Raw genomic sequence first — 26144 nt, forward strand, 5'->3', positions numbered from 1 at the left:
TAATAGTCTCCTTTATTGCAAGAAAGCCCTTTTACCCATCTTTACCTTGCCTTATTTGCATAACAGACCGGACATACGTCATAAAATTCACTTATATGTGGCTGAAAATTATTGCTTAAATTAATACTGTTGCTAAGAGTGTTAACCGTACCGTCGTTAATAACTCAAATAAGGCGTGTGTAATGAAAGCTAATAACCACAACATTTTTATTAAATCGATTATCGCTATTGGATTGGCTAGCGCAGTTTCTGGGGCGTGGGCCGCGAACGTACCCGCGGGTACGGAACTGGCTGCAAAACAAGAATTGGTGCGTAACAATGGCAGTGAACCTGCCTCGCTTGATCCTCATAAAGTCGAAAGTGACGTTGAATTTAACATCATTAGCGATTTTTTTGATGGGCTGGTGTCTGTGCGTAACGACGGTTCGATTGAGCCGAGACTAGCTGAACGATGGGAGGAGAAGGACAACACTATCTGGACGTTCCATCTTCGCCCCGGCCTTAAGTGGTCTAACGGTGAGCCGATAACCGCTGAAGATGTGGTCTGGAGTTGGCAGCGTTTGGTTGACCCGAAAACAGCATCACCTTATGCCAGTTATCCCGGTGGGATGCACATCGCCAACGCTGCGGATATCGCACTTGGAAAGCAGTCACCTGATACGCTGGGGGTTAAGGCTCTTGATGCCACCACGATACAAGTTACGCTGACTCAACCCACAGCTGCGTTTCTTGCCATGCTGGCGCACCCGTCTATGGTGCCTGTCGACAAAGCAGTGGTTGAGAAGATTGGTGATAAATGGACGCAGCCGGGTAATTTCGTCAGCAGCGGTGCTTATACACTGGCGCAATGGGTAGTGAACGAGAAAGTGATCGGCGAGCGTAACAAACAATACTGGGACGACAGCCACACCGTTATTAATAAAGTGACTTATTTGCCTATCGCTTCAGAAACGGCAGACATCAATCGTTATAAAGCAGGTGAGATTGATATTGTTTATACCTTATCGCAAACGCAATTTGGCTCGCTCAAAAAATCCATTCCAGACCAGGTTCATGTTACGCCGAAACTGGCGACCTACTATTACGAGTTCAACACCACTAAAGCCCCGTTCAATGACCCACGTGTACGTCGTGCGCTGAACATGGCGCTCGATAAAGACATCATCGCCGAGAAAGTTTTAGGGCAGGGGCAAACGCCTGCGTGGGTTGTCAGCCAGAAGAACATCGGCGGGGTGGAGATAAAATCTCCTGAATATGCGAGTTGGAGCCACGAGAAGCGCGTCGCTGAAGCCAAAAAACTACTGGAAGAGGCGGGATTCAATGCTTCACATCCGCTGAGCTTTAACTTGCTCTACAACACTTCAGAAAACCACAAACGGATTGCCATCGCCGTCAGTTCAATGTGGAGCAAAAATCTGGGCGTAGAAGCGAAGCTGCAAAACCAGGAATGGAAAACCATGCTTGATACTATGCACAACGGGACTTTCGACGTTGTGCGCTATGCGTGGGTAGCTGATTACGATGATGCCTCTACCTTCCTCAATACCTTCCGTACAGGTAATAGTGAGAACAACTCGAAATACAGCAACGCGCAGTACGATGAAGCACTGCTAAACGCGGCAAAAGCTAGCACCGTTGAGGAACGCGGCAAGTTCTACCAACAAGCTGAGGACAAACTGGCGGAAGATGTGCCAGCCATTCCGGTTTATCACTATGTCTTAGCCCAGCTAGTGAAACCGTTTGTCGGCGGATACGCGCCAAACAACCGCGGTGTGTACTACACCAAAGATATGTACATCAAAAAACACTAAAGCCCATTTCATTGCGGGACGCCGATCTCGCAATGATTTGTGATGTTAAACTAATCAAATTGTTGGAGTTTCACTCAAACAACACAGGTTTGGTGATTTATCAGGCGAACGAACAAAATCGTGCTTTACAGGAAGTATCGGGATGTTTATAGTTCGCCTCGTTGGAAGCGTGGCCGAGTGGTTGAAGGCACCGGTCTTGAAAACCGGCGATCCGAAAGGGTTCTAGAGTTCGAATCTCTACGCTTCCACCAACATTCAAGCCCTAGCTTAGAAATAAGCTGGGGCTTTTTCGTTTCTGCTTGTTTGCTTCTGGTTGTCGATGTTTCACGCAAATAAACCAGATTTGATGATTTTTCAGGCGAACGAACAAAATCGCACTTTACAGAAAGTATCGGGATGTTTATAGTTCGCCTCGTTGGAAGCGTGGCCGAGTGGTTGAAGGCACCGGTCTTGAAAACCGGCGATCCGAAAGGGTTCTAGAGTTCGAATCTCTACGCTTCCACCAACATTCGAAGGGGTTGCCGAAAGGCGACCCCTTTTTGCTTTTATATTGTTTTACCCGTCGGTGATCACAACAACATTAGTTTTCAACTAACTGGACAACGATAAGTCGGCCACCTTCTTCCTGGCTAAGAACAAATTGCTTACCGTCTGTTAATTCAAGTTTATCCCCAATCGCCACAACCTTTTTATCTGGCAACGACAATAGCCCGGAAATTCCTTCGTTTACCAACCACCACTGCTGATTATGAAAAACGAAATAGCCTACACGCTTTTTCTGAGCTTCGGTCGTGCGTTCGTTAGGGGCAACAAGTCTGTTCACGTGCCATGCGAAAAGTGACTGTCCATCCCAAACCATTAAACGATGATCGTCCGGGCGATAACTGCCCGCTTTCCGGGAAGAGTACAAATTCAAAATCGGTAATTTCCCCTTATAGGCAGTGCCGCAATACGGACATACCGGTTTTGTTTTACCGGAGAAAACATACCATTTTTGTTCGCAGCTTTTGTTCTGACAGGGTTGGATGAGATCAACAGTCTTCACCAATGCAGTTTCCCACTCATCAGCAGTAGGACGAGCAGAAGGGGTATGCAGCCCATCAATGAATGCTTTCTCGAATAGCGGCGTCAGATAAGGTCCCATAATGTTGTAAGGGATCTTTTGGGGATCAGCCCAGGGTAATGAAAAAGGACTCACTTGATTGAGTTTTACGGTGTTACTTTTATCGGTAGGATGCTCAATAAATAGGGCTTTCTCACCCATTGAAAGTGATTCATCGCGCATCTCGTCATCCATGTCGTGGATTTTCCCACCACGCAGAGGGTGTCGATAAAACAAATACATGTAGATCAGCACTGACAGAGCATGGCGATCGGTTGAAATACTCGGCAGAAACCTTGCTGGATCGTCTTTCTGTAAATGGCTCGTTTTTACCACTTCCGGCGCGATAAAATCCGGTGTGCCGACCACATCAGGTGGATATTTACCGGGCACCACGAGACCATCAATATCAATAATGCAGGCATGTCCCTGTTCCGGGTCAATCAGAACATTTTTATAGCTCAGATCACTGTGGCAGAGTCCGGCCGCATGCATTCTCCTGACGGCTCTTGTCAGTAAAAGGCACACTTTTAGGTAGCTGAGCAAATTACCGCGTTCACGAGGATCTAAAAATTTGTTCTGATTATTTGCACTTGCGAACCATTTGCCTTCTTTTTCACGCCCCTTGATGCCAAGGAAATCGTTATTTTTTGAACCAAACTTAAAGAAAAAATGGTTTCGATAAGTCGGCACCACGACACCAATTTTACCTTCGTGTTCCACAACATGGGTTGGCCAGCAGAATAACTCTTTCCAGTAGTCTCCTCCTGATTGTTCAAAAATACTTTGTCGATACCGGCCAGTAATCATATCGATACGTTCTCTGGCCTGCCCGATTTGCGATTTTTTGTAAAAGGCGACGACATATGACTTGTCTGGGGAGAAGTACACGTCCTTCATCCCACCGGATCCAATAATTTCATCGACAAACTGGACGGTTTCACCATCCTTTGTCACACAAGTAATAATATTTGCCATTAATAACCACCAGCGATGAGGTTCGTTCCGCTACCAATAAACGACAATAGTCCGATCGTCATGATTGCCGGGAATAAAGAAATTAAGCCATTCGGCCAGTTGCTCTGACGTTTTGTCTATATCGTTCAAAGCAGGAGATAGCTCACTCACCAACACATCCCATTTTTCGGCCTTCAACAAACCGTTATCAGTCTCGAAGAAGGGGTCAGAAACACCGTCAGTCATCAGGATTAAATGTGAGATGTCTTTCCACTTTCCGATGCTTACGCGCTTACTGAATTCAGCGTCCTGAACTGCATCGGCGTCCAGGAAACGTGTCTGCCCTGCATACTCTCCGCTGTCAGGAGTACCAAGCACACGGACTTTCCCCGTGGGTCCGTAGGCAGCAATCGCCCCGTCGCCCATCCAGAAAGAGGCTGCGAAAAGGTCATCTCCACTGCGGTAAGTCACGGCAACGAGCAGTGTGGTGGAATAGGATTTCACCGACTCCTCGGCAGCGATGGACTCATTTTTAATATTATTGACGGCCATGATTGAGGCCTGATGGAATTGGTGTGTTAACGCGGCACCAATGTTTTGTTGATCTGCCTGTTCCCAACGTTTGACTATTTCACTTAGCTCACGCCCGCGATCGCCACCTAAATACTTAGTCAGATACTGACCCACTGTGTCGGTGACTATGAGGGAACCTTGTCGAGAGTTTTTGGCGCTTCCGGCACCATCGGCCACCAGCATGATGCTCCAGCCAGTGTCTGGGCAATGAGATATGTAAAAATCATCATCTCTGAAGGAGCCGACATGTTCATGCGAACGCCCCCTGCGGCTGGCAGCAGCGATCCTTATATCTCGTTCATGAAGCAATTTGTGGTCGATGTTCTCTTTGAAGTATTTATCCTCAGCGGGAGGATCGATTATTTTCCAAAGGCTACGGGGATCGGGGTTCACAATAAATATCACCTTATCAGAGTGGATTTGACCATTACTGCGACTCCAGGTGACGGTCATTTCAATATCGCCACTTTCTAAAGGCGTTCCTGTCAATGCAGAGGTTGTCAGGTCGAAGGTGACGCCGATCTCTTTAGCAAAATCCACGCACTGAATATTCGCCACTTCGCCATTATCGAGTGAAATATCTATTTCTGAATGAAAATGTGTCCCTGCCCGGGCATTAGCGATATTAATCTTTGCAACCGGAGGTAAAGGCTTAAAAGTTTCTAGAGAAAAAAAGGCAGCTACACTGGGGATTTGTCCTGGCTTTAAAATGGAATTCTCTGGCAAAGGCGTCCGGGGAATATTCGCGGATTCAAGAGAGAGGAATTGCACAGGCTGCCAGTCTTTATCGCTGTCTGCATTTGGTTCTCGCTCTTTTTCGGAAGGACTATCCGGACTCACTGGCTCATCAAGCTGTTGTTCCACGGATGCAGATTCTGCTTTATTTTCCGGTTTATAAGTCGCCGCTTTATTCTCAATACGGGCGACCAGGTCATCGAAAATATCCTGAAGTTCTGTGTCTGAGCATAATTGAACACGGCCTGAATCGGTTGTTTCAAGCGAATGAAACTCTAGAACCTGTGATAATACTTTCTGATATAAGTTAGCATTCCTTTCCATCAGCCTCTTCCCCGGTTGACATCAAAATCTGAATGATCGCCTTCGTTATTAAACGACAGTCCTTTATCACACCATGGACAAATGACGTCGTCAGGCCCGTTTACGCAGAGCAACTTTCCACAAGTACACAGAGCAAATGCACTGGCATTACCACAGTGAGGGCAGCCGGGTACGCCGTTAAGTTCGCTGGTATTGACCTGAAGGGAAGATGCCGATTCGTCAGTCCAGGAAAAATAGTCCTCATCTATCGGAAAACATCCGGCGAGGTTGAAGCTATTAATATTGAGCTTGAAATCCAGCGTCGAAAGATTGACTGCCGGGCGTTCATATTTCATCAGATAAGGGCGTTTGGAGCGGCTGCATCGCCCTGTTAGCGTAACGCAATTCTCATCATAGGCACGCGCAACCTCATCTTTGGCCAGACGAACAATATAGTCAGTGGCATTAACCAAAGGAGGGGCTTCTTCACCGACGCTACGACTGTGAGCAGAAACCGATGCAGTGATCCATTTAATAAACTGAGTAAAGTCACCTTCGCGGGTGTCCGTGAACAAAAGAACATTCTCCGTCAGCTGTCGCAGAACATTGAGGTCAGCAGAAGGCCCAAGTCCAATGGCGATAAGATTAACTTTACGGGCGTATTGTTCTTTCCAGCGTTTAATCTCAGCAGTGACATCGTCCGTGGGCCGCCCGTCAGTGAGGAGATAAGCCACCGGCTTCCAGTCTCCTTTACGTTCTTCTGTTGTTTTCCGGACTTGAGTATCAATCTGACGGGTTAACTCCCGCAAAGCGCCTGCAAGGCTCGTTCCGCCACCGATGGGTAATCGGGGAGGATAGAAAGAGGCTGCTTCAACAAGGGGAACAATAGTTCTGGCCACACCGGCGAACGCAATCACGGAAATCCATGCGGTTTCCAGTGCGTGGGGATCTTTTTTCACATCGTTGACGATCAATTGCAGACCATCATTCATTTTCTTCAAATTTTCTCCGACCATGGACTCTGAGCAGTCGAGGACGAAGAAGATGGGCAGTCTTCTCATAATCACACCCTATATGGCGCAAACTACGTGTAATAAACCTGCGCGCATTGAAGCAATAAAAAAAGCAAAACACCGAAAGTGTCTTACCATCAATTTACAAAACCAGCTGAATTTCAGGAGGTGGGGGAGGGAGGTTATCCTGACTGACGGTGACACCCGCACTCGAGCTTCCTGAGGCGACACTGGCAGACACCCATTTAAAGAAGCCAGCAAATGCTGTTGAGTCCAGTGTTTCAAGTGCCACTATCTGGGATGTCAGTTGCTTCAGCGGTTCATGTTTAGCTTTTGGCCCGACGGCGCACGCAATGATTGAACCAAACGAGCGTTTTTTTAATTCTTTGATGGCTTCGCCATAAGCGTATGTATCTGAAGGTACGCCGTCCGTCATCAGGAACACCAGCGGACGCCAGTCACCTTTCTGGTCGCCATCTGAGCGCCTGATATCGCGGTCGACACACTGGATCAAACATTCCAGTGCTGCCCCAGTGAAAGTGCCACCTGCATTTGGCACGTTGATGTCAGAGAACTGGAAGTCTTCAAGAGCTGTCAGTGGAATAAACTCACGGGCTTCATTGTCATAAGTAATGATCGCAATATGTGCACTCTCAAGCGCGTAAGGATCCTGACGTAGCGCACTGAGCATGGCCTGTATGCCAACATTAACCGCATGAATGGACTCACCACGCATTGACCCTGAGGTATCGATCAGCAGGTAAACGGGTAGCCTTCTCATATCATAGATAGCCTTTCAGATGAGTCACGAAGGTGTCAGAGTCCGAAGGCTCACCAATGGCTGTCAGCTTCCAGCCGTTGCTTTCACGCACCAGTTCCGCAAACAGCATTGAGCGCCTGCCTGTAAACGAGGCTCCCCCAGAAAGGTCAAAGCGTGCCATTTCGACATGACGAGCATCTACAGCACGAATAAAGGCATTGTCTACTTTGCCAAAGTGCTGGTTTAGCTTAACGCCATTATAAATTTGTACGATGAATACAATTTTGTGGTATTTCGGATCGAGGGTGTTCAGTTTAACAATAATTTGCTCATCGTCGCCGTCACCAGCTCCGGTCCTGTTATCACCTGTGAGCCAGATTTGCCCGGAAGGGTGTTTCATGCTGTTAAAGAAAATAATGTCGCCGCCAACCAGAGTCGGTTTGCCATTTTGCATGCCTCCCAGATCGGTTACTTTCCCCTCAGCGTTGCAAAGAAACGCGACAACATCCAGATCGTATTCTTCTTCTTTTTTGCCAAGAAGACTGCCAAGAAAACCTTTTTTCTCTTCGTGAATATCCCAGCCCAAACCAATAGTGACAGAGGATAAATCGAATTCATTTTTTTTCAGGCTGACGCCTTGTCCCTTACTCAAACTAACGCTCATAGATCCCTCCTAATTATTTTTAGAGAACAACGTTAACTTCAGGCGGTGGTGGCGGTAAGTCATCAAGACCAATGACCTCTTTTTTACCTGATTCCACTTTTTGACTGCCTACCGAAATGCTGGCTGAAACCCATTTGAAAAAGGCTTTAATTGATGTCGAATCAGCCGTGTCTAGCTGAAGAACTATTTCCGTAACTTCTTGCAGAACTTTTGTTTCAGCGCCATGACCAGCAGCACAAGCCACGACAACACCCGTTCTTGCTGTTTTAAAGTCGCTAACGCCTTTACGCCAGTCATCCGTTGGGGAACCGTCTGTCATGATGAAGACCAGGGGACGCCAGTCACCCTTGGTTTCGGCAGTGGTTTTTTGCACTTCATTAGCAATGCAGGTTGCTGCGAGGGAAAGGGCCTCTCCCAGTGCGGTCGTGCCATTGGCGACGAGATTGGGAGCTTTAAAGTTTAATAAGTCGGTGAGAGGGGTAACTTGCCGGGCAGTAGAATCAAAAGTAATTACAGATATAAATGCTGTTTCAAGAGCATACGGATCTTGCCGGAGAGTTGTGAGCAGTGTTTGTACGCCATTTTTCACAGCTTCAATAGGTTCTCCCATCATCGATCCCGAAGTATCGAGCAATAGGTAGACGGGTAGTCTTCTCATATGATTTACCTGCTTTAATTTTAAGTAGTATCAACTGATGTACTCAATTCTTGAGCAGAGAGTTATCTCAACACTGGCTGTGAAGTGTCAAGCGACGGAGAGTTTTCTTTAAATGGAAGGGAATGATTACGAGTTAATTTTGATTTATGTCACTGAAGCGCAATAACTCTGATAGGGGGATGAGACCTGAAGAGTGGTTTTTTATTCCCTGCTTTCGCGGCTCATTGTAATAATCTAATTCATCGTAACCCCCCCCAAATAATGGGGGGTATTTAGTTGAATTTATCTGAGCTATCGTGGCTTATGTTTGAGAATTCCTGGCCAGGTATTGTTTTTTGAGATGTTATTTATGCTCTCTACGCTTTTTATCCAAAAATTCTTTTAAAAGATCATCTACAACCTTTTCTGCTATTTGTTCCACAGCTTCACTGCGTGATACCCCTGAAAGTTCAGCAAGTTTATCTATTTTTCGAAGAATTCTCATACGCAAAGATAGCGAAACAGCCGTTTTCTTATCCTTGTCCAGCACCACTCTTCCGCTCGATTTACTGGTTTTCAGTTCGGCATTTAAAGTGAGGACTTCATTCATACGACGCAACGTTTTTTTATCCAGTTGACCCGAATTGACCAGCTGATAAGTATGGTTAGCTTTACTGTATTTAATTTCAGCTGAATAGGAGTCTCTGAGCTCTTTGAGTGCACGGGTGAGCGTCGGCTCAGAACAATCAAGACTGTTAATGATATCGTGCGCAGGGATCTGCTTTCCTGAGCCGAGTAGGTTGGCAAGAGTAAAAAGCCGTGCCTGTCTGGTGTTAAGTTGCATATTCAGTTAAAGCCTGCATTCAAAGTCATTGGTTCAATTGGCTGAAAAATGAATGTTGAGCTCATCTTTCTGATAACAGTGTGGCTGTTCAGTGCCTCCACGGGGTCCACATTTTGTATTCCCATAAAATTAAGGTTTTCCATCACCTGACGATTGCACCGGCAGGAAGTAATGTATTCATCCTCCAGATACCCCGTGCGTTTACTGATCCGTTGAGTAAATCCAGAAATAATCACCGTATCGAAGGGTAATGCATAGAAGGCGATACCGGCCAGACGCATCAGGCATCCATGCACATGACGTGCATAATTTTCTCTCTGTGCCTTCTGGCTCATGGCTTTCTCTGTAATTTCGGTCCCCCGGGCATTCACGCTGTAAATTTTATCAGGCATATCTTCAATCTCGGGTAAATCGACATCAAGCATGACTACGGATTGCTCAGGTTTGACTTCGAATGCCACCAGAGTTTCACGCGGCCATTCAGTCTGTGACAGTACTTCGGATAGAACCGACTCAAACCAGGCACTGTCACTCAAAAATTGTTGCTGTGCATTTGCCTGGGATGATTCCAGCTTTACTGCGTGTTCATTCGCCTCATGCTGCCAGTTGGCATATTGCTCTGCCCACGCAGCTCGTTGCTGTTGATATCGTTGTAGCTGCAATGCATTTTCGCGCACCGTGTCCGCCAGTTCCTGCTCCCAGCGCAGAAGATTTTCAGCATGACGAGCTGTACGAGCTGATTCAGATTCAAATAACTTGCCAAGAAAACCTACCCCCTCGTTTTTCTCAGGCTGTGCAGGCATCGCCTGGCTTTCAGGTTTAACCGGGCGAACCGGGGCCGGTATCTGAAAGGGTTCCATAAGGCTTCGCAGATAGAGAGACTCCAGTTCGGCCAGTGTTGTGCCCGTGGATATGTCTGGCGTCAGCTCATGGATATTGGTTATCGCGTGTACGGCTGACATTAAAGCCAGCACTTCCTCTTCGAGGGCGTGATGCAACGCCGGATCAGATTGAGTGCTCCCTCCGCTTCGTGAACGAGCAGAACGGTCCAAACGGGTACGGTAACTGAGCCCCGTCCCAGGCACACCCAGGTTTGCATACGTTCCACGGCTACCAAAAGAAACAGACGCACCACGAGGACCCACACTCAGGCTGGGGGTGCCGTTGCTCAAATTAACCCGGACACCCGGAATAATGCTGATCGATTTTCGAAATCTGAATCCCATGATGACAACCTTAATTATGCTGAGACACAGGCATCAGTCTGATACCGTCCGGATTTTTCTCGGATGTCAGCCCATACACCCGGGCACGTTCCAGAATACCTGCGGCCCAGCGTCGATGGGTTGCTGGTTCACACATTGCCCCCTGGGATTTAAAAACCGCCTGGGTCGAATTAAGAATACGCAGGGCATCTGAGTGTTCGCCTGGGGAAACCATTAACGCTTGTTCAATAACGTCAATCTGCCCCGGATGGATCGCTGTTTTTCCTACCAGACCATGAGCCATATCCAGCGACAGCTCACGGGCCATCACTGCGTGGTCGTCAATATGCTCACAGACCGGAGCGGTCAGCGCAAAATCACGTGGGGCAAAAACAGAAACCAGCATTTTTATGACATAACCCATAGGGCTGTCGTAAAGCGTCAGGTTACGCGGGCGTCTGAGTGAAACGACATTCATCAGGTCATTCCCGCCAATGCGTAACGCAATAATTCGCGCGTGGCAGGGGTGGGACAACAGCGTAGTGGCCAGTTCGCGCATCTGAACGACATCAAAAACTTCTTCTGTCTCAAGCGTTGGCATCAGGCACAAATGCGTATCCGCCATGATGTCCCACCAAACAGGCAAAGAGGAGAGTGTGAATTTCGGCAACACAAAGCCATCTATCGCACTGAGGTCAAGGTTCTCAACCAGCCATTGACCCATATCAGGATGGCGGGGGCGGATGAATACCAGCGGCCATTCATTATTGCCACTGTTAATTTTTGCGGCATTCAGTTGCTGGAGTAATCGTTTGAGATTTTGCAGTGCCTGAGGAATGTCACCCTCGCTGACGGCATCTTCCAGACAGATAACCAGAGAGCGCAGACGCGGAATTTTTCCGTGCAGGACAGCATCGGCAATATCCAGTCGGGTGGCAGGCATATAAAGCGTGGCCCCCAGATTCCAGGGCGAAAGACGTTTGTCCATCAGAGCACCTTTTTAATGATTGTGACGGCCCTGTACTGGCCGATAGCGTTACCCATCTCTGTCACCGGGATACCTTTATCCCAGGCCAGCCCAACCAGCAGTGCAACATCGGGATCATCCACCGAGCGGACAAAGACATGATCAGGCACTCGGCGTAAAACGGCTCTTGTGGCCTCTGCAATCCCCGGCTTGATTCGATTGATGCTGTCTACCGAATAATTATTTGCCAGGCTGGAAATAACTTCTCGGCTTTGCTGCCATAACCCGGTGTTTTCCTCAGTCTCCCAGACCAGTGCTGGTAATTCCTGACCATCAAGCTGTTCACGGAAACGCGCCACGGTTTCTACCAGCATCCGGCTGCATTCATAATCAGTGAGATGGTCGCAGACGACACACCCGTGCAGCCCTTTATCGGTCCAGACTGAGCGGGAGATAAGCCCTGAGACGGGTGCACCCATAATGCCAAAGGGGATAAGCCAGTCATCTGCGCTTGCGGCAAGCCATGAGCATCCGCAGGGATCGGCCAGCACGACAAGACGCGGTTGTTCAGGATACCCGTTCCGACCTTTCAGCGAACGGACCAGCTCGCCGGTAATCGCGCCTTTACCGGTCCAGCCATCGACAAAAACAATGCCGTGCGTACCGTGTCGGGCTTCGATCAATTCCAGTGCAGCGGTATCAATTCCCCTGTCACGGATGATACTTATCCCGTAATGAAAGGAACTTTTCCCCATGGCCCGGAGTGCCTGCTGTAACATCACACCCAACGGCACACCGGCTCTGACAAGGCTGGCAAGGATAATGGGCTCATCACCAAATCGCTTAACGAGTTCCCGTGCAAGCTGCGATACCTCTTTTGCCAGCCGTGCTGCGCCCATATCAAGGGCGCGTGAAAACAGGTCAAGATGCCACTGTGTAGGGGCAGGCTCCTGACTCAGCATATCGGAGTAATGTTTTTTACCGGACTGGATCAGCTCTTCTTTCAGATCAACAGGCGTCATTTCCATGGCCACCGGCTGGAGTAAAAACTGCACATCATCAGGCGAGTAGGAGCCCGAGAAGGTCGATAATTCAGGCTGCATTTATTTTTCTCCAAAAATACGGTGTGAAATGGCTTCAGCAAACTGGCTCTGACGAGGCAGACCATACCAGCTACATAGCTTCATGAACCTGTGGTCGCTCAGGCTGTCGCCGAGGCCAATCACCGGGAAAACCCCCCGTTCAGATCGCAGTTTTTCAAGAAGCCAGGTCACGGCCAGGCCTTTTTCAACCGGATGAGGTAGCCAGGCAACATTGTTACTGTTGCGGTGGATATAAAAACCATCGGTTGGGAACAATTGTTCTATTTCATCGGCAATCGCATTGAGTTCATCAAGGCGTGTGCTGTCGCGGTGTTTCATCACCAGATAAATCGGTACGCCGTCGTACTCGTAGTTAAGGCGCGCCCAGGCATTGATCCCTCGGGCATCCATCAGTTCCGTGATTTGCCTTTGCATTCCCGTCAGCCTTTCGTAATACGGGGCCAGACTCTGAAGTATATGCGCTTTCCATTCTTCATCCGGTTGCCCCTGAGGAGTAAGGATGACCGCGCCGTGAGTGGTGACAGCCCAGGAGCTAAAGGGAATTTGCACACGACTGATTTCTTCCGTACCACGGGCCGTCACCGGGATCAGTTCAGCCTGTTCCAGCAGCCAGTCCACCAGCATAGACTGTTCTTCCGTCATGTAACTGCGGGGGGTAAGGCTGCGGTCCAGCGCACCGGTACGGAAGGGCTCAAGCGCCAGTTCATCCACCATTTTACGGCGGGTCTGGAAAAGCGTGTCATCGAGATCGCTCAATACAACAGGTTTATTCATAGGTCACAATCTCCACAACAGGGGCAACGTCAGACAATGCGGTTAACAGCTGCTGATCTACACTTTCTGCTGGCGTCTCGGTACATAGCAGAACGCGGTCAAACTTCTGGTGGGCCACGTTATACACAAAGTTAGGGATCCCCAGACCATAGTTATCCGTGAACGCAATCGCCGACTGGATAGCAAAGCCGGTCGCGATGGGGGATCGGGTTGTGGAGCTGTAGTGAACCGTGGCTCCCTGCGCTTCAAGACGCTCTGACAGCAGGAATGGCTCCCAGACAAACTCTCCGGTTCCCAGCACCAGGACACGTTCACCCGAAAATGTCACAACATGGCGGCCTAAATCCCGGGCGGGGATCATCATGCCGAGCCTGCCCCAGGACTGCTTTCCGGTAACCGGAACCGCACCACGTGAGGTGACATTAACCAGCGGCATCACAGGAACTGGCGCATCCGGGAGCGGCTCCCAGTGCCACTGCCCGCTGACCAGTGAAACGGTGTTGACCGGAAGAGGGCAACGCTTAGTGAGGGCATCACCGCTCCAGTCAGTGAGTGTCACGGTCACAACCTGCTTCAGGTGAGCCAGGCGGTTGGTGTCACGCAATGCGGCCAGCAGGTTGATAAAGGTATTGCCGGTTGTCGCTTCATCATCAATCAGAACGATGGTGCGAGCCTCGCAGACTCTGCGGCGCATTTCCGGGTCATCCGGTAAATAAATGAGATGGTCTGTCGCGTGGCTGTGCTCTTCTTTAAATTCGCATAACAGTTCGCCGTCGACCGGGTGACGTGTGGATGTCAGATAAACGGACTCACTGAAGCGGTGACGGAGTTCATCAAATACCCCGGCCCCCAGACCCACGGCGGTTTCAGCCATACCGATGACGAGAACGGGACCGGTCATGCCATCAGGAAACTGCTCAGCTAACTGGCGATACACCTGACGCATAATGGAGGGTGACACCGGGATATGGCGGCCAAGCACTTTACTGACAAACAGGAATGCTCGTTTCGGGTTGCGTCTTTCAGCAATATCAAACAAATCATCCAACACAACATCCTGCTGCCCGCTGGTGACCTGAATTGTGCCGCAGGAAAGCGTACGGCGATAAACAGCATCATTATTCACTAAAGACATCATTAATCCTTCAGTTCAGTCGGTTAGTTAAATGAGTTGAATAACCGATAACATCTGTTACAGATCTCACCGTTGCTGGAACGAAATCGTTCTTTGCCATCTCAATCACTTCCGTTTTAGACATCAGACCCAGTTTATGGAATGCAAACAGGCCGGGTAAATTGACACCACTGTGTTGTGTATAGCCAATGCCGCCAGATGGCCGCATGTTAGTTTCCAGCAGAACCGGCCTTCCGGAGTTGTTATTGCGGGTTTGCACATTAACCAGACCATCTACCTTCATCGCTCTGGCACAGGCACAGGCTAACTCAAACGCTTCACCGCTGTTTTCAAGGTGCTGAAGCGCCCCTTCTTTACGACGGGCAACCGCGGCAAGCACTTCACCTTTGTCTGCCAGGATATCAACGGAATATTCAGGGCCGGGAAGATAAGGCATTAGAACCAGAGGAGTAAACGCCGGTGTTCCGGCAAGTGCTTCGATGTACTGTCCTGGGTGGACGATACGTTTCTCAGGATAATTAAAAACGTCCATGGAAGACGCATTGTCATCAAAACGCCAAAAACCCATGCCATAAATTCCTGTAACAGGTTTTACGCAAAGCTGTTGGCCTTCAAATGGAGAATGATTAAGGGAATGCTGCAATTCTTCTATTGAGTTGATGCGCAAAGATGGCACTGCCGGGAGGTGATTCTCCTCCATCACTTGTGCAAAAGTCACTTTGTCATCGGCCATCTCTAGCCACTGTGGGCCGGATGCACCGGTAGTCAGTGAAACACCTGATTCCTCAATCTCTTTCCGGTGGTTTTCAAACCACAGGCAATTACGGCCCGTATGAATGGCATTAATATCCCATTCTGCAACCGTGGAGAGGATGAAAGGCAGGCGCATTTCGGCATCTTTAGGCTCTGCCAGAGAAAAGTCGGCGACGGAAAGAATTTCATTCCGTTCATTGCGATGTGAGGCGTAAACAGTGATGTCAGTCCGCATTTTTCCCGCGAAAGACTTCATTCCCTGGATGATGTCTCTTTGCGACGATAAACCTTCCATTAGCCAAATTTTATTACTCATGTTTGCAAATTTACCTGAAGTTAGCAGCCTTTTAAGATAGTGATCCGAGTCTAAAAAGGTATAATACACTTGTCAATCATATTATGATTTACAATGATTACGTGAAATAGAGATGTATTTGTTGTGTCAACATAAGTAATTATCCTTATAAATCAATGCTATTAAATGAATTAACTGTTTTAGTTTTCAACTTGTAGTCTGAAGGAAGTACAAAACTATTTTAAAATTGGCTTGCCAGAGAACTACATCATGATATGATTTTTTTCGCAGCCAGAATATCTTCAACCCTCGTTGTTTCAGTCAATACCATTTTAAGGAAAAGAATATGGTTTCATTAAGCAAGAACCAGACGGTATCACTCAGCAAGCAATCTACTGCGCTCAGCCAGCTTAAGTTCGGGCTTGGTTGGGATCCTATCAAGAAAAAAGGGTTCCTCGGCGGCATGTTCGGTGGCAGCGATTCTATTGATCTGGATGCCGGTTGCGTCTTAATGGATAGCACCGGGAAAGCAATTGACACCGTCTGGTTCCGCAAACTGAAATCAACTTGCGGTTCAGTAGTACACAGCGGCGATAACCTTACTGGAGAAGGTGACGGCGATGATGAAGTCATCAATGTCTATCTCAGTAAGTTACCCGCGAATGTTGAATACCTGGCCTTTACGGTTAACAGTTTCCGTGGTCAGTCATTCAATGATGTTGACAATGCCTTCTGCCGTGTTGTCGACCAGTCCAATACAGAATTGGCTCGCTACAAACTGACTGAGCAAGGCTCTCATACCGGTATCGTTATCGCATCACTGCAACGTAATAACGGTAACTGGGACTTTACTGCTCATGGTCACGCATGCCGTGGTCGCACCATTGACGACATGCATGCTGATATCGTGGCAACGGTGGTCCGATAATGAACTTAATGCCCGGGGGAAATGCCCCCGTACCTTCAGAAGAACTTCGCGTTCGCATTCTCTCCGGTGGACCGGTTGATGCATCCGCTTTCCGTTTGTTTACCAACGGGAAAGTGCAGGGTGATGCGGATATGGTCTTTTATGGTCAGCCCCGTAATGACGACGCAACCATCAGCCTGGTCAGTGAAGGCAACCACTCTACCTTTACCGTGGCACTTAATCGCCTGAAAGCAGATGTACAGAAAGTCGCATTTACTGTCACCTGCGATGGGGGGCAGGTCGTGTCTGGTCTGCGCAACTTGTCAATTCAGGTTGAAAAGGGCACAGAAGTCCTGATTGCCGGCACAGTTGAACTGACTGGTCGCCAGGAAGCGGCTCTGATTTTAGGGGAACTTTACCTTCGAAATAATGACTGGAAGTTCCGTTTTGTGGCTCAGGGCTTTAATGGCGGTCTTAAACCACTGGCGGAACATTTCGGCGTTAATATTGCCGATACTCCAGCCCCGACGCCCGCACCAGCCGTTGTTACTCCACCTCCCGCTCCGGCAGCCAATAAAATCAGTCTGAGCAAGGTCTCTTTGACTAAAGAAAAACCGGCCATCAGCCTTGCCAAACGCGATAACTTCGGGGAAATCCGCATCAACCTGAACTGGAATCGCAGTAACAGTGCTTCTTCAGGGCTGCGTGGTATCTTTGGGTCCAAAGGTGTGGATCTGGATCTCGGGGCATTTGTTGAGCTTCAGGACGGGCATAAATCTGTTATTCAGGCTTTGGGTAACGCCTTTGGTGATTACCGGGATGAACCTTACGTACAACTTCAGGGTGATGACCGGACCGGGGCTGTTTCAGAAGGCGAATGGCTACATATTAACGGTAAAGAATGGAAAAACATCCGCCAGGTGCTGATTTATGCCTTTATCTACGAAGGCGCTGCCAGCTGGGATAAAACGGATGGTGTCGTGACACTCCATGTACCGGAGCAGCCACCGATTGAAACCCGTCTGACCGAGGGTGAAAACAAACGCACACTGTGTGCAATTGCACGTCTCGTTAACGAAAGTGGTTCCATCAAAGTCGAGCGAATTAACCAGTACTTTAAAGGCCAGTCCGAGATGGACCGTGCGTTTGGCTGGGGTTTTCGCTGGAGTGCGGGTTCTAAATAACACAGCAACTAAGGATTCAACAATGAGCTTTTTTGACAAAGTAAAAGGTGCTCTTAATTCAGGCCGTGAAGAGCTGACCCGTCAGGTGGGTCGTTTTAAAAATAAAAAATTCATGCAGGGTACTGTCGCGGTATGTGCACGTATTGCGGTATCGAGCGATGGCGTGAGTGCTGAAGAAAAACAGAAAATGATCGGTTTTCTTCGCTCTTCTGAAGAATTGAAGGTATTCGACACCACTGAGGTCATCGAATTCTTTAACAAGCTGGTGACCAGTTTCGATTTCGATATGGAAATCGGAAAAGGTGAAACCATGAAACACATCCTTGCACTCAAAGATCAGCCTGAAGCAGCACAGCTGGCTTTGCGTGTCGGTATTGCGGTCGCTAAAAGCGACGGTAACTTCGATCAGGATGAACAACAGGCGGTCCGTGAGATTGCCACTGCGCTGGGTTTTGATCCGGCTGAATTTGGTCTTTAAGTCTCGTTCTTTAAGAGGTAGTTATGGTTTCAACACACATCGGTTTTCCGGCGGAAACAGTCATTGTTTTCATTGCACTGTCAGTCGGGGCCATCTTCATTGACTTGTTTATGCACCGTGACGACAAGCCAATTTCGTTGAAAAGCGCCGCCCTGTGGTCTGTATTCTGGGTCGTAGTGGCGATGGCTTTTGCCGGATTCCTCTATATTCACCACGGTGCAGAAGTCGCAAGTCTCTTTGTTACCGGTTATGCGCTGGAGAAAGTCCTCTCCGTAGATAACCTGTTCGTTATGATGGCTATCTTCTCGTGGTTCTCGGTGCCGGATCGTTATCGTCACCGTGTGCTTTACTGGGGCATTATCGGAGCCATCGTATTCCGGGGTATCTTCGTTGCCATCGGTACCAGCCTCCTGAGCCTAGGGCCCTATGTGGAAGTGGTCTTCGCGATCATTGTGGCCTGGACAGCAGTCATGATGCTCAAAAGTGGCGATGATGAGGACGAAGTTGAGGATTATTCCCAGCACCTTGCCTACCGCATGGTTAAACGCTTCTTCCCAATCTGGCCGAAGCTGAGAGGGCATGCTTTCCTGCTCTCGCAGAAAGAAGTTGATGCTGAACTGGCAAAACCAGAAAACAAAGATGTGACTATTGGTCGCGGTAAGAAAGCCGCAATGTACGCCACTCCGTTATTTTTGTGTGTGGCCGTTGTTGAGCTTTCAGACGTGATGTTTGCCTTTGACTCCGTACCGGCAATCATTGCCGTCAGCCGTGAACCACTGATTGTCTACAGTGCCATGATGTTTGCCATCCTTGGCCTGCGTACACTTTATTTTGTTCTCGAAGCACTGAAACAGTACCTGGTCCACCTGGAAAAAGCGGTCATCGTGCTGCTGTTCTTTATCGCTGTAAAACTGGGGCTGAATGCGACAGATCACATTTGGAACCACGGTTACAGCATTTCGGCCACCACCAGCCTGTATGTTGTCCTTGGCGTACTGGCAGTGGGTATTGTTCTGAGTATTATGTTTCCAGGCAAACCAGAAGTAGAGAAAAAGGAGAGTTAATCTCCTGATATCATCCGACAAATTCAATAAAACGTAAGAGGGTTAATTTATGAGTGTTTCTCTTTCCAAAGGTGGAAACGTATCTCTAAGTAAAGCAGCACCTACGATGAAAAATGTCCTGGTTGGCCTTGGCTGGGATGCGCGTTCGACTGATGGTCAGGACTTTGACCTGGATGCTTCCGCTTTCCTTTTGTCACAGAATGGCAAAGTACGCGGTGACACTGATTTTATTTTCTATAACAACCTGAAATCTACCGATGGTTCAGTAACACATACCGGTGATAACCGCACTGGTGAAGGTGACGGCGATGATGAATCACTGAAGATCAAACTGGATTTGATCCCGGCTGATGTCGACAAAATCGTCTTCGTTGTCACTATTCACGATGCACAGGCTCGTCGCCAGAGCTTCGGGCAGGTTGCAGGGGCATTCATTCGCCTGGTTAACGATGATAACCAGACTGAAGTGGCTCGCTACGATTTGTCAGAAGATGCATCTACCGAAACGGCAATGTTATTTGGCGAACTGTACCGTAACGCGGGTGAGTGGAAATTCCGTGCGGTAGGCCAGGGTTATGCTGGTGGTTTGTCATCCGTTTGTGCTCAGTACGGCATTAATGCTTCCTGAGAAAAGTAACTTTTTACATAGATGGGCCAGCAAACTGGCCCAAACTAAAATGATGAACAGGAGTTTAAAATGGCAGTTTCTCTCGTAAAAGGCGGTAACGTTTCTCTGACTAAAGAAGCACCAACCATGAATGTGGCTATGGTTGGTCTGGGCTGGGATGCGCGTGTCACTGACGGTCAGGCATTTGACCTCGATGCATCGGTATTCCTGGTAGGCGAAGACGGTAAAGTGCTGTCTGACTCACATTTCATTTTCTTCAACAACAAAGTCAGCACCGACGGTGCCGTTGAACACCAGGGTGACAACCGTACTGGTGAAGGCGACGGTGATGATGAGCAGGTTAAAATCGAGCTGGCTAAAGTTTCTGCCGATGTGAAAAAAATGATTTTTGCCGTCACCATCTATGATGCAGATGCCCGTAAGCAGAACTTCGGCATGGTGAGCAACAGCTTCATGCGCGTTTACAATAACGACAACGGCACGGAAATTGCCCGTTTCGACCTGTCTGAAGATGCCTCTACTGAAACGGCTATGGTTTTCGGTGAGCTGTATCGCCATGGGGCAGAGTGGAAGTTCAAAGCTGTAGGCCAGGGCTTTGCGGGTGGTTTGTCCGCACTTGCATCCCAGCACGGCGTGAACGTCTGATAAGTAGAAATGATCTTAACCCCGGTTATCCGGGGTTTTTTTTTATGCAAGGAATGACGATGAAATTGCAACCAGGACAAAATACACTACTGCAAACCTCGATCCTCGTCCTTAATCTGGATTACCCCGCCTCCACTGGGTTTTCGGGGGAACCGGACACCTGCCTGTTTTTGCTAAATGAGCAGGGCAAGGTCAACGGTGATTCAGACTTTATTTTTTTTAATAACCTGAAATCGCCAGAAGGCGCGGTTTCGCTAACACCAGCAACTCAACAGTCATCAATACGCATCGAACTGACAAGCGTTCCGTCGAACATCCATAAAATTGCTGTCACTGTAGTAATAGACGGGAGTGACACGATAAATGGGCTACGCCAGTTGACGCTGAATGTGGACGGTGTGGCATCCTTTGAGGTCGATACCCCTGGACGCCGTGAGAAAGCGATAATTCTTGCTGAAGTCTACCGATATCAAGGTGGCTGGAAAATTCGCGCTCTGGGGCAGGGATTTAATGGTGGCCTTGAACCGCTGGCCGTGAGCTTTGGGGTTGATGTTGCAGCTCCCTCAGAACCAGCAGCGCTACCGGTTAAATCTGGCAGAATCAGTCTGGAGAAGAAGCTGGAATCCAGAGCGCCGAGGCTGGTTAGCCTTGCGAAAGAGGCAACCGTCAGCCTGGCTAAGCATAAACTGGATACTATCGAGGCAAGTGTTGCATTCGTTCTGGATGCCTCAGGTTCGATGACTGGCCAGTTTAAACGAGGGCATGTCCAGTCTGTTCTTGATCGTATCGCGGTACTGGCCGCTCAGTTCGATGATGACGGAGATATGGATCTCTGGGGCTTTGCTGAGCGGCATCGTAAGTACCCGGATGTGACACTGGATAACCTGGACGGTTACATTTGCGCCATCCAGCATCCTGGTAAGCGCTCATCGTGGGAAATATTGCCCGGGCTTGGCGGGACTAACAACGAGCCACCTGTCATGGAAGAAATTGTTGATTACTACCGCGACAGCAAAATCCCCGTTTATATTGTCTTCATCACTGATGGCGGCATCAGTAAAACCCGGGCTATCAAAGATGCCATTCGTCGTTCGGCAAACTATCCCATTTTCTGGAAATTCGTGGGCCTTGGCGGAACTAACTACGGTATCTTGAAAAACCTGGATGATTTTACCGACCGTAGAATCGACAATACACATTTCTTTGCGATGGACGATTTTGCATCAGTGGCCGACGATAAACTCTTTGACCAGTTGCTGGAAGAGTTCAGAACCTGGCACGAACAGGCGAAGGCACTGAAGCTTCTTTGACGCGGCTAAGCTGATTAAAAACGTCCTGCGGGGCGTTTTTTAACCCTTGAAAGAGGTCGCTTTAAGTCGTGTTATCGCAGCCCTCTTCCTGTCCCAATTGGGATGGAAGTGACGCCAGTGTGCATCTTTTGCCGCCGCCAACAATTCATAATCCCCACGGGTATCTCCCCAGGCACGAAGATGATATTGATCCAATGAGCCGTATATCGCTTCCAGCCGGTTGATTTTCTGTATACAGCGACAATTGTGCCCGGTAATACGACCCGTCAGAATACCCTTCTCGCTTTCCAGTTCGGTGCCAATAAGCTTAACCCCGAGTCGTTCAGCAAACGGTTGAAGCACGAGTTTCGGCGAGGCTGAACATAACGTCACTTCGACACCAGAAGACACTTCAGACGCAACGGCCAGTAAGCCAGAGGCTCTCATCAGGCGTTCCCAGTAAAGATTGCAGTAGAGCTCGGCTTTCTCCTGGACCCACTTTTCTTCAATGCCGGTGAGGAACGTTGAAATCAGGATTTCTTTGAGTTCGTCACGCGTCAGTTTACGCCTCAGGCACTGAATAGAGGGCATGGCGAGCTTGATCAGCCTGCGGGTAAAAAATCGATTGCCAAAGGCAAAACGCAGGAAGGGGATAAAGCTGTCATGCCGGGTAAGCGTTCCGTCAAAATCAAAAACGGAAAGGACCTTTTTGTCAGTCTGGTTTGAAGTACTCATATTGGGTTCGTTATGATTTGTCAGATATTCAATATTTTATCACCTGCACAGTATTGCTCATAGCCCGCACATGAAAGCGGAGCAGAGCAATTCACTCTGCGCACTGCTTTTGTCTTACACGCTAAAACGACGATCGCCAACCTGTGCCAGTGCGTACCACTGCATCAACTCGGCTGTTCCTTCTTCACCTTCAGCAGGCGCCCAGCTGGCTGCATCTTGTTCCGCAACGGGTTGATAGCCACCCTGCTTAACTTCAAAAATCACTCCGCCACTATCCAAAGACAGCACGGCATGCCAGGTTCCGGCACTCATCTCCAGCGCCTTACACTTCTCACCCAAAACAACGCGATGAGTCACAGTCCCGTGGTCATCAAAATTCAACACCAGGAAGCGTCCACTTAAAGCGAACAACAGCTCAAAAGTGTGTGGGTGACGATGCGGACGAACGTAAGTGCCAGGCTCCATAGCCACGGCAAGGCGCTGCACCGGGTCAGTTAATTCAGGGTGAAAATTACGGTGCGCACGCAAGCGGGGGGATTTTGCTGCCGCTTCACTTTGCTGCTGCATATCGCTGAGGGTAATTGTTTTCATGTAGGCCACCTAAGGTCAGGAGTTGTGAACTCCTTTATTCTCGATGACGCAGATTAACAGCAAAAAAAAGCGCCGCGAAGGGCGCTTGTCGCGACTTTAGGATTTAGGGAAAATCCAGACATGCTTTTCAGGCAAGGCCAGATGGCAATACTGCGGATCGCGGACCTCATTGCCATAGGCACGGATAACAAAATCGTCGCCTGAAGTACGGAACAGATATTCCCAACGGTCGCCGAGATACATGCTGGTTAACAACGGTAACTCGAGTTGGTTTTCACCCGGCCCGCTCACCAGTTCTACTCGTTCCACACGGATAACCGCAGTGCCTTCCTGGCCGGCTTGTACACCAGCCCCAGCCAGCCCCCACAACGCCCAACCGCTGCCTTCAATACGTGCTTTCCCATCGCGGACTTCAGTGACTTTGCCGTGCAGGCGGTTATTGCTGCCCATGAATTCTGCGGTAAACAGCGTTTTCGGTGAGCCGTACATCTCCTGTGGCGTACCTTGCTGTTCGATTTTGCCGTTGTTAAGCAGCAAAATACGGTCGGAAATCGCCATCGCTTCGTTCTGATCGTGGGTCACCATCAGCGCCGACAAGCCGAGTTTGATAATCAGCTCGCGCAGGAATACGCGGGCTTCCTCGCGTAATTTGGCATCCAGGTTGGAAAGCGGCTCATCCAGCAGAATAACCGGCGGGTTATACACCAGCGCCCGGCCAATCGCCACACGCTGTTGCTGCCCACCGGAAAGCTGATACGGATGGCGTTTACCCAAATGACCCAGGCCCAGTTGATCCAGCACCGCCTGCACACGCTGGGTTATTTCAGCGGACGCCACTTTGCGCAGTTTCAACGGATAAGCCACGTTCTCAAACACGGTTTTGTGCGGCCACAACGCGTAAGATTGAAACACCAGCCCGAGATTACGTTCTTCGGCAGGGATCTCACTGCGCGGTGTGCCGTCGTAGACTTTGTTGTTGCCAATGACAATAGCGCCCTGGGTGGGCTTTTCCAGCCCCGCGACGGCACGCAACAAAGTCGTTTTTCCGCTGCCAGAAGGGCCGAGCAAAGAAACCACTTCGCCACGTTGCAAATTCATCGAAACGCCTTTCAGCACCGGGTTGTCGCCGTAGGTTAAATGCAGATTGTCGACCGATAATTCAATCATGTAATTTGACTCCAAAGCGAAGGGCAATCCCCAGACCTACTACCACCAGCAGGATGTTAATAAACGAAAGTGCGGCGACAATATCAATGGCACCGGCTGCCCACAGGGAAACCAGCATCGAGCCGATGGTTTCAGTCCCTGGCGAAAGCAGGTACACACCGGTTGAATATTCGCGCTCGAAAATCAGGAACATCAGCAGCCATGAACCAATCAGGCCATAGCGCGATAACGGAATCGTCACGTGGCGCGTAATTTGCCCACGTGTGGCCCCGGTACTACGCGCCGCTTCTTCAAGCTCTGGCCCAACTTGCAGCAGTGTTGAGGAAATCAAGCGCAAGCCGTAAGCCATCCACACCACGGTGTACGCCAGCCAGACGCTGAAAATGGTGCTGCGCAAGGAACGTAACCAAACTACCAGGTTATCGCGCAGCCATTGCGACCACGGCATGCCGGAAAGCCAGCCAGATTTCAGCGCGTTATCGAGCCACATCGGCAAGAACAGGAACACCCACAGGAATGCCAGCCCCGCCAACAACCCCGGAACCGCACGTGGCACCAGCACGCTGTAATCCAGAAAACGTGTGATGTTGTCTGGTTTTCGGTGCATGGCGATGCCGATAAACAGATAACATCCCACCGCTAACGCGCCGCCGATCACACCAATCGCCATCGAGTTGACGATGGCTCGCAGCAGATTCGGTTGCTCCCAGATACTGCGGAACGTGTTGAGTGACAGCTCATCCCAAATGGAAACACCGACGCCCCAGTTAGATATAAAGGCGCGCAGTACTACGCCAAGCAACGGAACGCCAATGGTGACGGTCAGCCAGAATGCCACCACCGCACCCGCCACCCAGCGCCATTTACCCAACGGCAATGCCCGAGCCTGGGACGCTTTACCTTTCACGGTGACGAAACGGTTGGCGGTGCGCATCAGGCGGCGTTGCAACATCACCAGCGGGATGGTGATGCAAATCAGCACCACCGCAACGGCGGCCATCAAGTGATATGACGGGGTGCCAAGTTTATTGGTCAACTGGTACAGATAGGTCGCCAGCACCATATTGCCTTCCGGGTCGCCCAGCACCAGCATCAGGCCGAACACTTCCAGACCGAGGAAGAACAGCAACACCGAAGCATAGAGAATAGAAGGGCGCACCATCGGCAAGCTGACTGCCGTCATCACCTGCAATGGCGATGCGCCTGCTATGCGTGCGGCTTCTTCCACATCTGAACCCACACTGCGCAGTGCCGAGGAGATATATAAATAGGCGTGCGGAACGTGCGTCAGGCCCGCGATAACCACGATGCTCGACATATCGTAGATATTCCACGGCACGAAACCGAGAATCGACTGCGCCCACAGCGAAAAGAAACCCACCGGACCGGCGGCAACGACATAGCCAAATCCCAGCACCATCGGCGAGACAAAAATCGGCACCAGGATCAGTGGCTCAATCAAGCGTCTGCCGGGTAAATCGGTACGCACCATCAGGAACGCCAGAATACCGCCCAGCGGAATGGCAATAATCACCAGTCCGAATGCCAGAATAAAACCGCTTTTTAGCGCTTTATAGAAATCCGGATCGGTAAAAATAAAGCCGAAGGATTCGAGGCTCCACTCTTTAGATGGCGCAAAGAACGGCGCGGAAAGAAAGCTCTGGATAACGATAAACGACAGCGGAATGTAGATAACCAGCGCGGTTAGCAACACGACAATACCGCGCGGCAGGCTCTGCCATTTTCTGAGCAATGCACTCATATGACTTCCCTTAGCATGAATGTCGGATGTCGCTAACGCTAATCCGACCTACGACTGGCCGTT

At 49.4% G+C, this 26144-nt stretch carries 25 protein-coding genes and 2 tRNA genes; 10 read left to right on the top strand and 17 right to left on the bottom strand.

Features of this window, described 5'->3' with window-relative positions; genetic code table 11:
• Window positions 1–182 precede the first annotated feature (182 nt).
• The 3 genes from EC843_RS15350 to EC843_RS15360 all read left to right on the top strand — a co-directional run bounded on the left by EC843_RS15350 (window position 183) and on the right by EC843_RS15360 (window position 2316).
• On the top strand, window positions 183–1811 hold the full coding sequence (locus EC843_RS15350; protein WP_064548134.1) for an ABC transporter substrate-binding protein: 1629 nt from the start codon (window positions 183–185) through the stop codon (window positions 1809–1811).
• Between the two features lie 163 nt (window positions 1812–1974).
• Window positions 1975–2062, top strand: a tRNA-Ser gene (locus EC843_RS15355).
• Window positions 2063–2228: 166 nt separating this feature from the next.
• A tRNA-Ser gene (locus EC843_RS15360) sits at window positions 2229–2316 on the top strand.
• A 75-nt stretch (window positions 2317–2391) separates the two neighbouring features.
• Here EC843_RS15360 and EC843_RS15365 read toward each other — a convergent pair.
• From EC843_RS15365 to EC843_RS15425, 13 genes are all read right to left on the bottom strand, one after another.
• Window positions 2392–3891: a lipopolysaccharide kinase InaA family protein gene (locus EC843_RS15365; protein WP_133522516.1), complete on the bottom strand. Its 1500-nt coding sequence runs from the start codon at window positions 3889–3891 to the stop codon at window positions 2392–2394.
• 30 nt (window positions 3892–3921) lie between these two features.
• Window positions 3922–5502, bottom strand: coding sequence for a PP2C family serine/threonine-protein phosphatase (locus EC843_RS15370; RefSeq protein WP_133522517.1), 1581 nt, complete (start codon window positions 5500–5502; stop codon window positions 3922–3924).
• The gene (locus tag EC843_RS15375; protein ID WP_064548128.1) at window positions 5502–6542 is read right to left on the bottom strand and encodes a TerY-C metal binding domain-containing protein; all 1041 of its coding nucleotides are present in this window, start codon (window positions 6540–6542) and stop codon (window positions 5502–5504) included. The genes EC843_RS15370 and EC843_RS15375 overlap by 1 nt, the downstream gene beginning before the upstream one ends.
• Window positions 6543–6636: 94 nt before the next feature.
• Window positions 6637–7275, bottom strand: a complete 639-nt coding sequence (locus tag EC843_RS15380) for a VWA domain-containing protein (RefSeq protein ID WP_064548125.1) — start codon at window positions 7273–7275, stop codon at window positions 6637–6639.
• A 1-nt stretch (window position 7276) separates the two neighbouring features.
• Window positions 7277–7918 (bottom strand): TerD family protein, encoded by a 642-nt coding sequence (locus tag EC843_RS15385; protein WP_133522518.1) that lies wholly within the window; start codon window positions 7916–7918, stop codon window positions 7277–7279.
• 19 nt (window positions 7919–7937) lie between these two features.
• Window positions 7938–8576, bottom strand: a complete 639-nt coding sequence (locus EC843_RS15390) for a VWA domain-containing protein (RefSeq protein ID WP_064548122.1) — start codon at window positions 8574–8576, stop codon at window positions 7938–7940.
• 343 nt (window positions 8577–8919) lie between these two features.
• On the bottom strand, window positions 8920–9399 hold the full coding sequence (locus EC843_RS15395; RefSeq protein ID WP_133522519.1) for a ribbon-helix-helix protein, CopG family: 480 nt from the start codon (window positions 9397–9399) through the stop codon (window positions 8920–8922).
• Window positions 9400–9401: 2 nt separating this feature from the next.
• Window positions 9402–10625 (bottom strand): DUF4236 domain-containing protein, encoded by a 1224-nt coding sequence (locus EC843_RS15400; RefSeq protein WP_133522520.1) that lies wholly within the window; start codon window positions 10623–10625, stop codon window positions 9402–9404.
• A gap of 10 nt (window positions 10626–10635) precedes the next feature.
• Window positions 10636–11592: an HpcH/HpaI aldolase/citrate lyase family protein gene (locus EC843_RS15405; RefSeq protein ID WP_133522521.1), complete on the bottom strand. Its 957-nt coding sequence runs from the start codon at window positions 11590–11592 to the stop codon at window positions 10636–10638.
• Entirely contained in the window at window positions 11592–12674 is a 1083-nt protein-coding gene (locus tag EC843_RS15410) for a cysteine protease StiP family protein (protein WP_133522522.1), read from the bottom strand. The genes EC843_RS15405 and EC843_RS15410 overlap by 1 nt, the downstream gene beginning before the upstream one ends.
• Window positions 12675–13448 (bottom strand): hypothetical protein, encoded by a 774-nt coding sequence (locus EC843_RS15415; protein ID WP_064548112.1) that lies wholly within the window; start codon window positions 13446–13448, stop codon window positions 12675–12677.
• On the bottom strand, window positions 13441–14583 hold the full coding sequence (locus tag EC843_RS15420; protein ID WP_133522523.1) for a phosphoribosyltransferase domain-containing protein: 1143 nt from the start codon (window positions 14581–14583) through the stop codon (window positions 13441–13443). Before EC843_RS15420 ends, EC843_RS15415 begins: the two co-directional genes overlap by 8 nt.
• 10 nt (window positions 14584–14593) lie before the next feature.
• Complete coding sequence (locus EC843_RS15425) at window positions 14594–15652, bottom strand: ATP-grasp domain-containing protein (protein WP_133522524.1); 1059 nt, start codon at window positions 15650–15652, stop codon at window positions 14594–14596.
• 325 nt (window positions 15653–15977) lie between these two features.
• Here EC843_RS15425 and EC843_RS15430 point away from each other — a divergent pair, with 325 nt between their 5' ends.
• From EC843_RS15430 to EC843_RS15460, 7 genes are all read left to right on the top strand, one after another.
• The gene (locus EC843_RS15430) at window positions 15978–16559 is read left to right on the top strand and encodes a TerD family protein (protein ID WP_064548106.1); all 582 of its coding nucleotides are present in this window, start codon (window positions 15978–15980) and stop codon (window positions 16557–16559) included.
• Entirely contained in the window at window positions 16559–17722 is a 1164-nt protein-coding gene (locus EC843_RS15435) for a TerD family protein (RefSeq protein WP_064548103.1), read from the top strand. The genes EC843_RS15430 and EC843_RS15435 overlap by 1 nt, the downstream gene beginning before the upstream one ends.
• Before the next feature lie 22 nt (window positions 17723–17744).
• A complete protein-coding gene (locus EC843_RS15440) occupies window positions 17745–18200 on the top strand; it encodes a tellurite resistance TerB family protein (RefSeq protein WP_064548101.1) in 456 nt (151 codons plus the stop codon).
• Between the two features lie 23 nt (window positions 18201–18223).
• On the top strand, window positions 18224–19264 hold the full coding sequence (gene terC / locus EC843_RS15445) for a tellurium resistance membrane protein TerC (RefSeq protein ID WP_064548099.1): 1041 nt from the start codon (window positions 18224–18226) through the stop codon (window positions 19262–19264).
• A gap of 49 nt (window positions 19265–19313) precedes the next feature.
• A complete protein-coding gene (locus tag EC843_RS15450) occupies window positions 19314–19892 on the top strand; it encodes a TerD family protein (RefSeq protein WP_064548097.1) in 579 nt (192 codons plus the stop codon).
• A 69-nt stretch (window positions 19893–19961) separates the two neighbouring features.
• A complete protein-coding gene (locus tag EC843_RS15455) occupies window positions 19962–20537 on the top strand; it encodes a TerD family protein (RefSeq protein ID WP_064548096.1) in 576 nt (191 codons plus the stop codon).
• A gap of 59 nt (window positions 20538–20596) precedes the next feature.
• Window positions 20597–21847, top strand: a complete 1251-nt coding sequence (locus EC843_RS15460; RefSeq protein ID WP_133522525.1) for a VWA domain-containing protein — start codon at window positions 20597–20599, stop codon at window positions 21845–21847.
• Between the two features lie 39 nt (window positions 21848–21886).
• Here the strand turns inward: EC843_RS15460 and EC843_RS15465 are convergent, their stop codons facing one another.
• The 4 genes from EC843_RS15465 to EC843_RS15480 form a co-directional block, all read right to left on the bottom strand.
• The gene (locus tag EC843_RS15465; RefSeq protein ID WP_064548090.1) at window positions 21887–22561 is read right to left on the bottom strand and encodes an HAD family hydrolase; all 675 of its coding nucleotides are present in this window, start codon (window positions 22559–22561) and stop codon (window positions 21887–21889) included.
• A gap of 114 nt (window positions 22562–22675) precedes the next feature.
• On the bottom strand, window positions 22676–23152 hold the full coding sequence (locus tag EC843_RS15470) for a WbuC family cupin fold metalloprotein (RefSeq protein WP_064548088.1): 477 nt from the start codon (window positions 23150–23152) through the stop codon (window positions 22676–22678).
• 96 nt (window positions 23153–23248) lie between these two features.
• Window positions 23249–24319 carry an ABC transporter ATP-binding protein gene (locus EC843_RS15475; RefSeq protein WP_064548087.1) on the bottom strand — a complete coding sequence of 357 codons (1071 nt, stop codon included), beginning with the start codon at window positions 24317–24319 and terminating at the stop codon, window positions 23249–23251.
• A complete protein-coding gene (locus tag EC843_RS15480; protein ID WP_133522526.1) occupies window positions 24312–26081 on the bottom strand; it encodes an iron ABC transporter permease in 1770 nt (589 codons plus the stop codon). Before EC843_RS15480 ends, EC843_RS15475 begins: the two co-directional genes overlap by 8 nt.
• Between the last annotated feature and the right edge of the window lie 63 nt (window positions 26082–26144).

The sequence above is a fragment of the Buttiauxella sp. JUb87 genome (assembly GCF_004361975.1).
GTDB lineage: Bacteria > Pseudomonadota > Gammaproteobacteria > Enterobacterales > Enterobacteriaceae > Buttiauxella > Buttiauxella ferragutiae.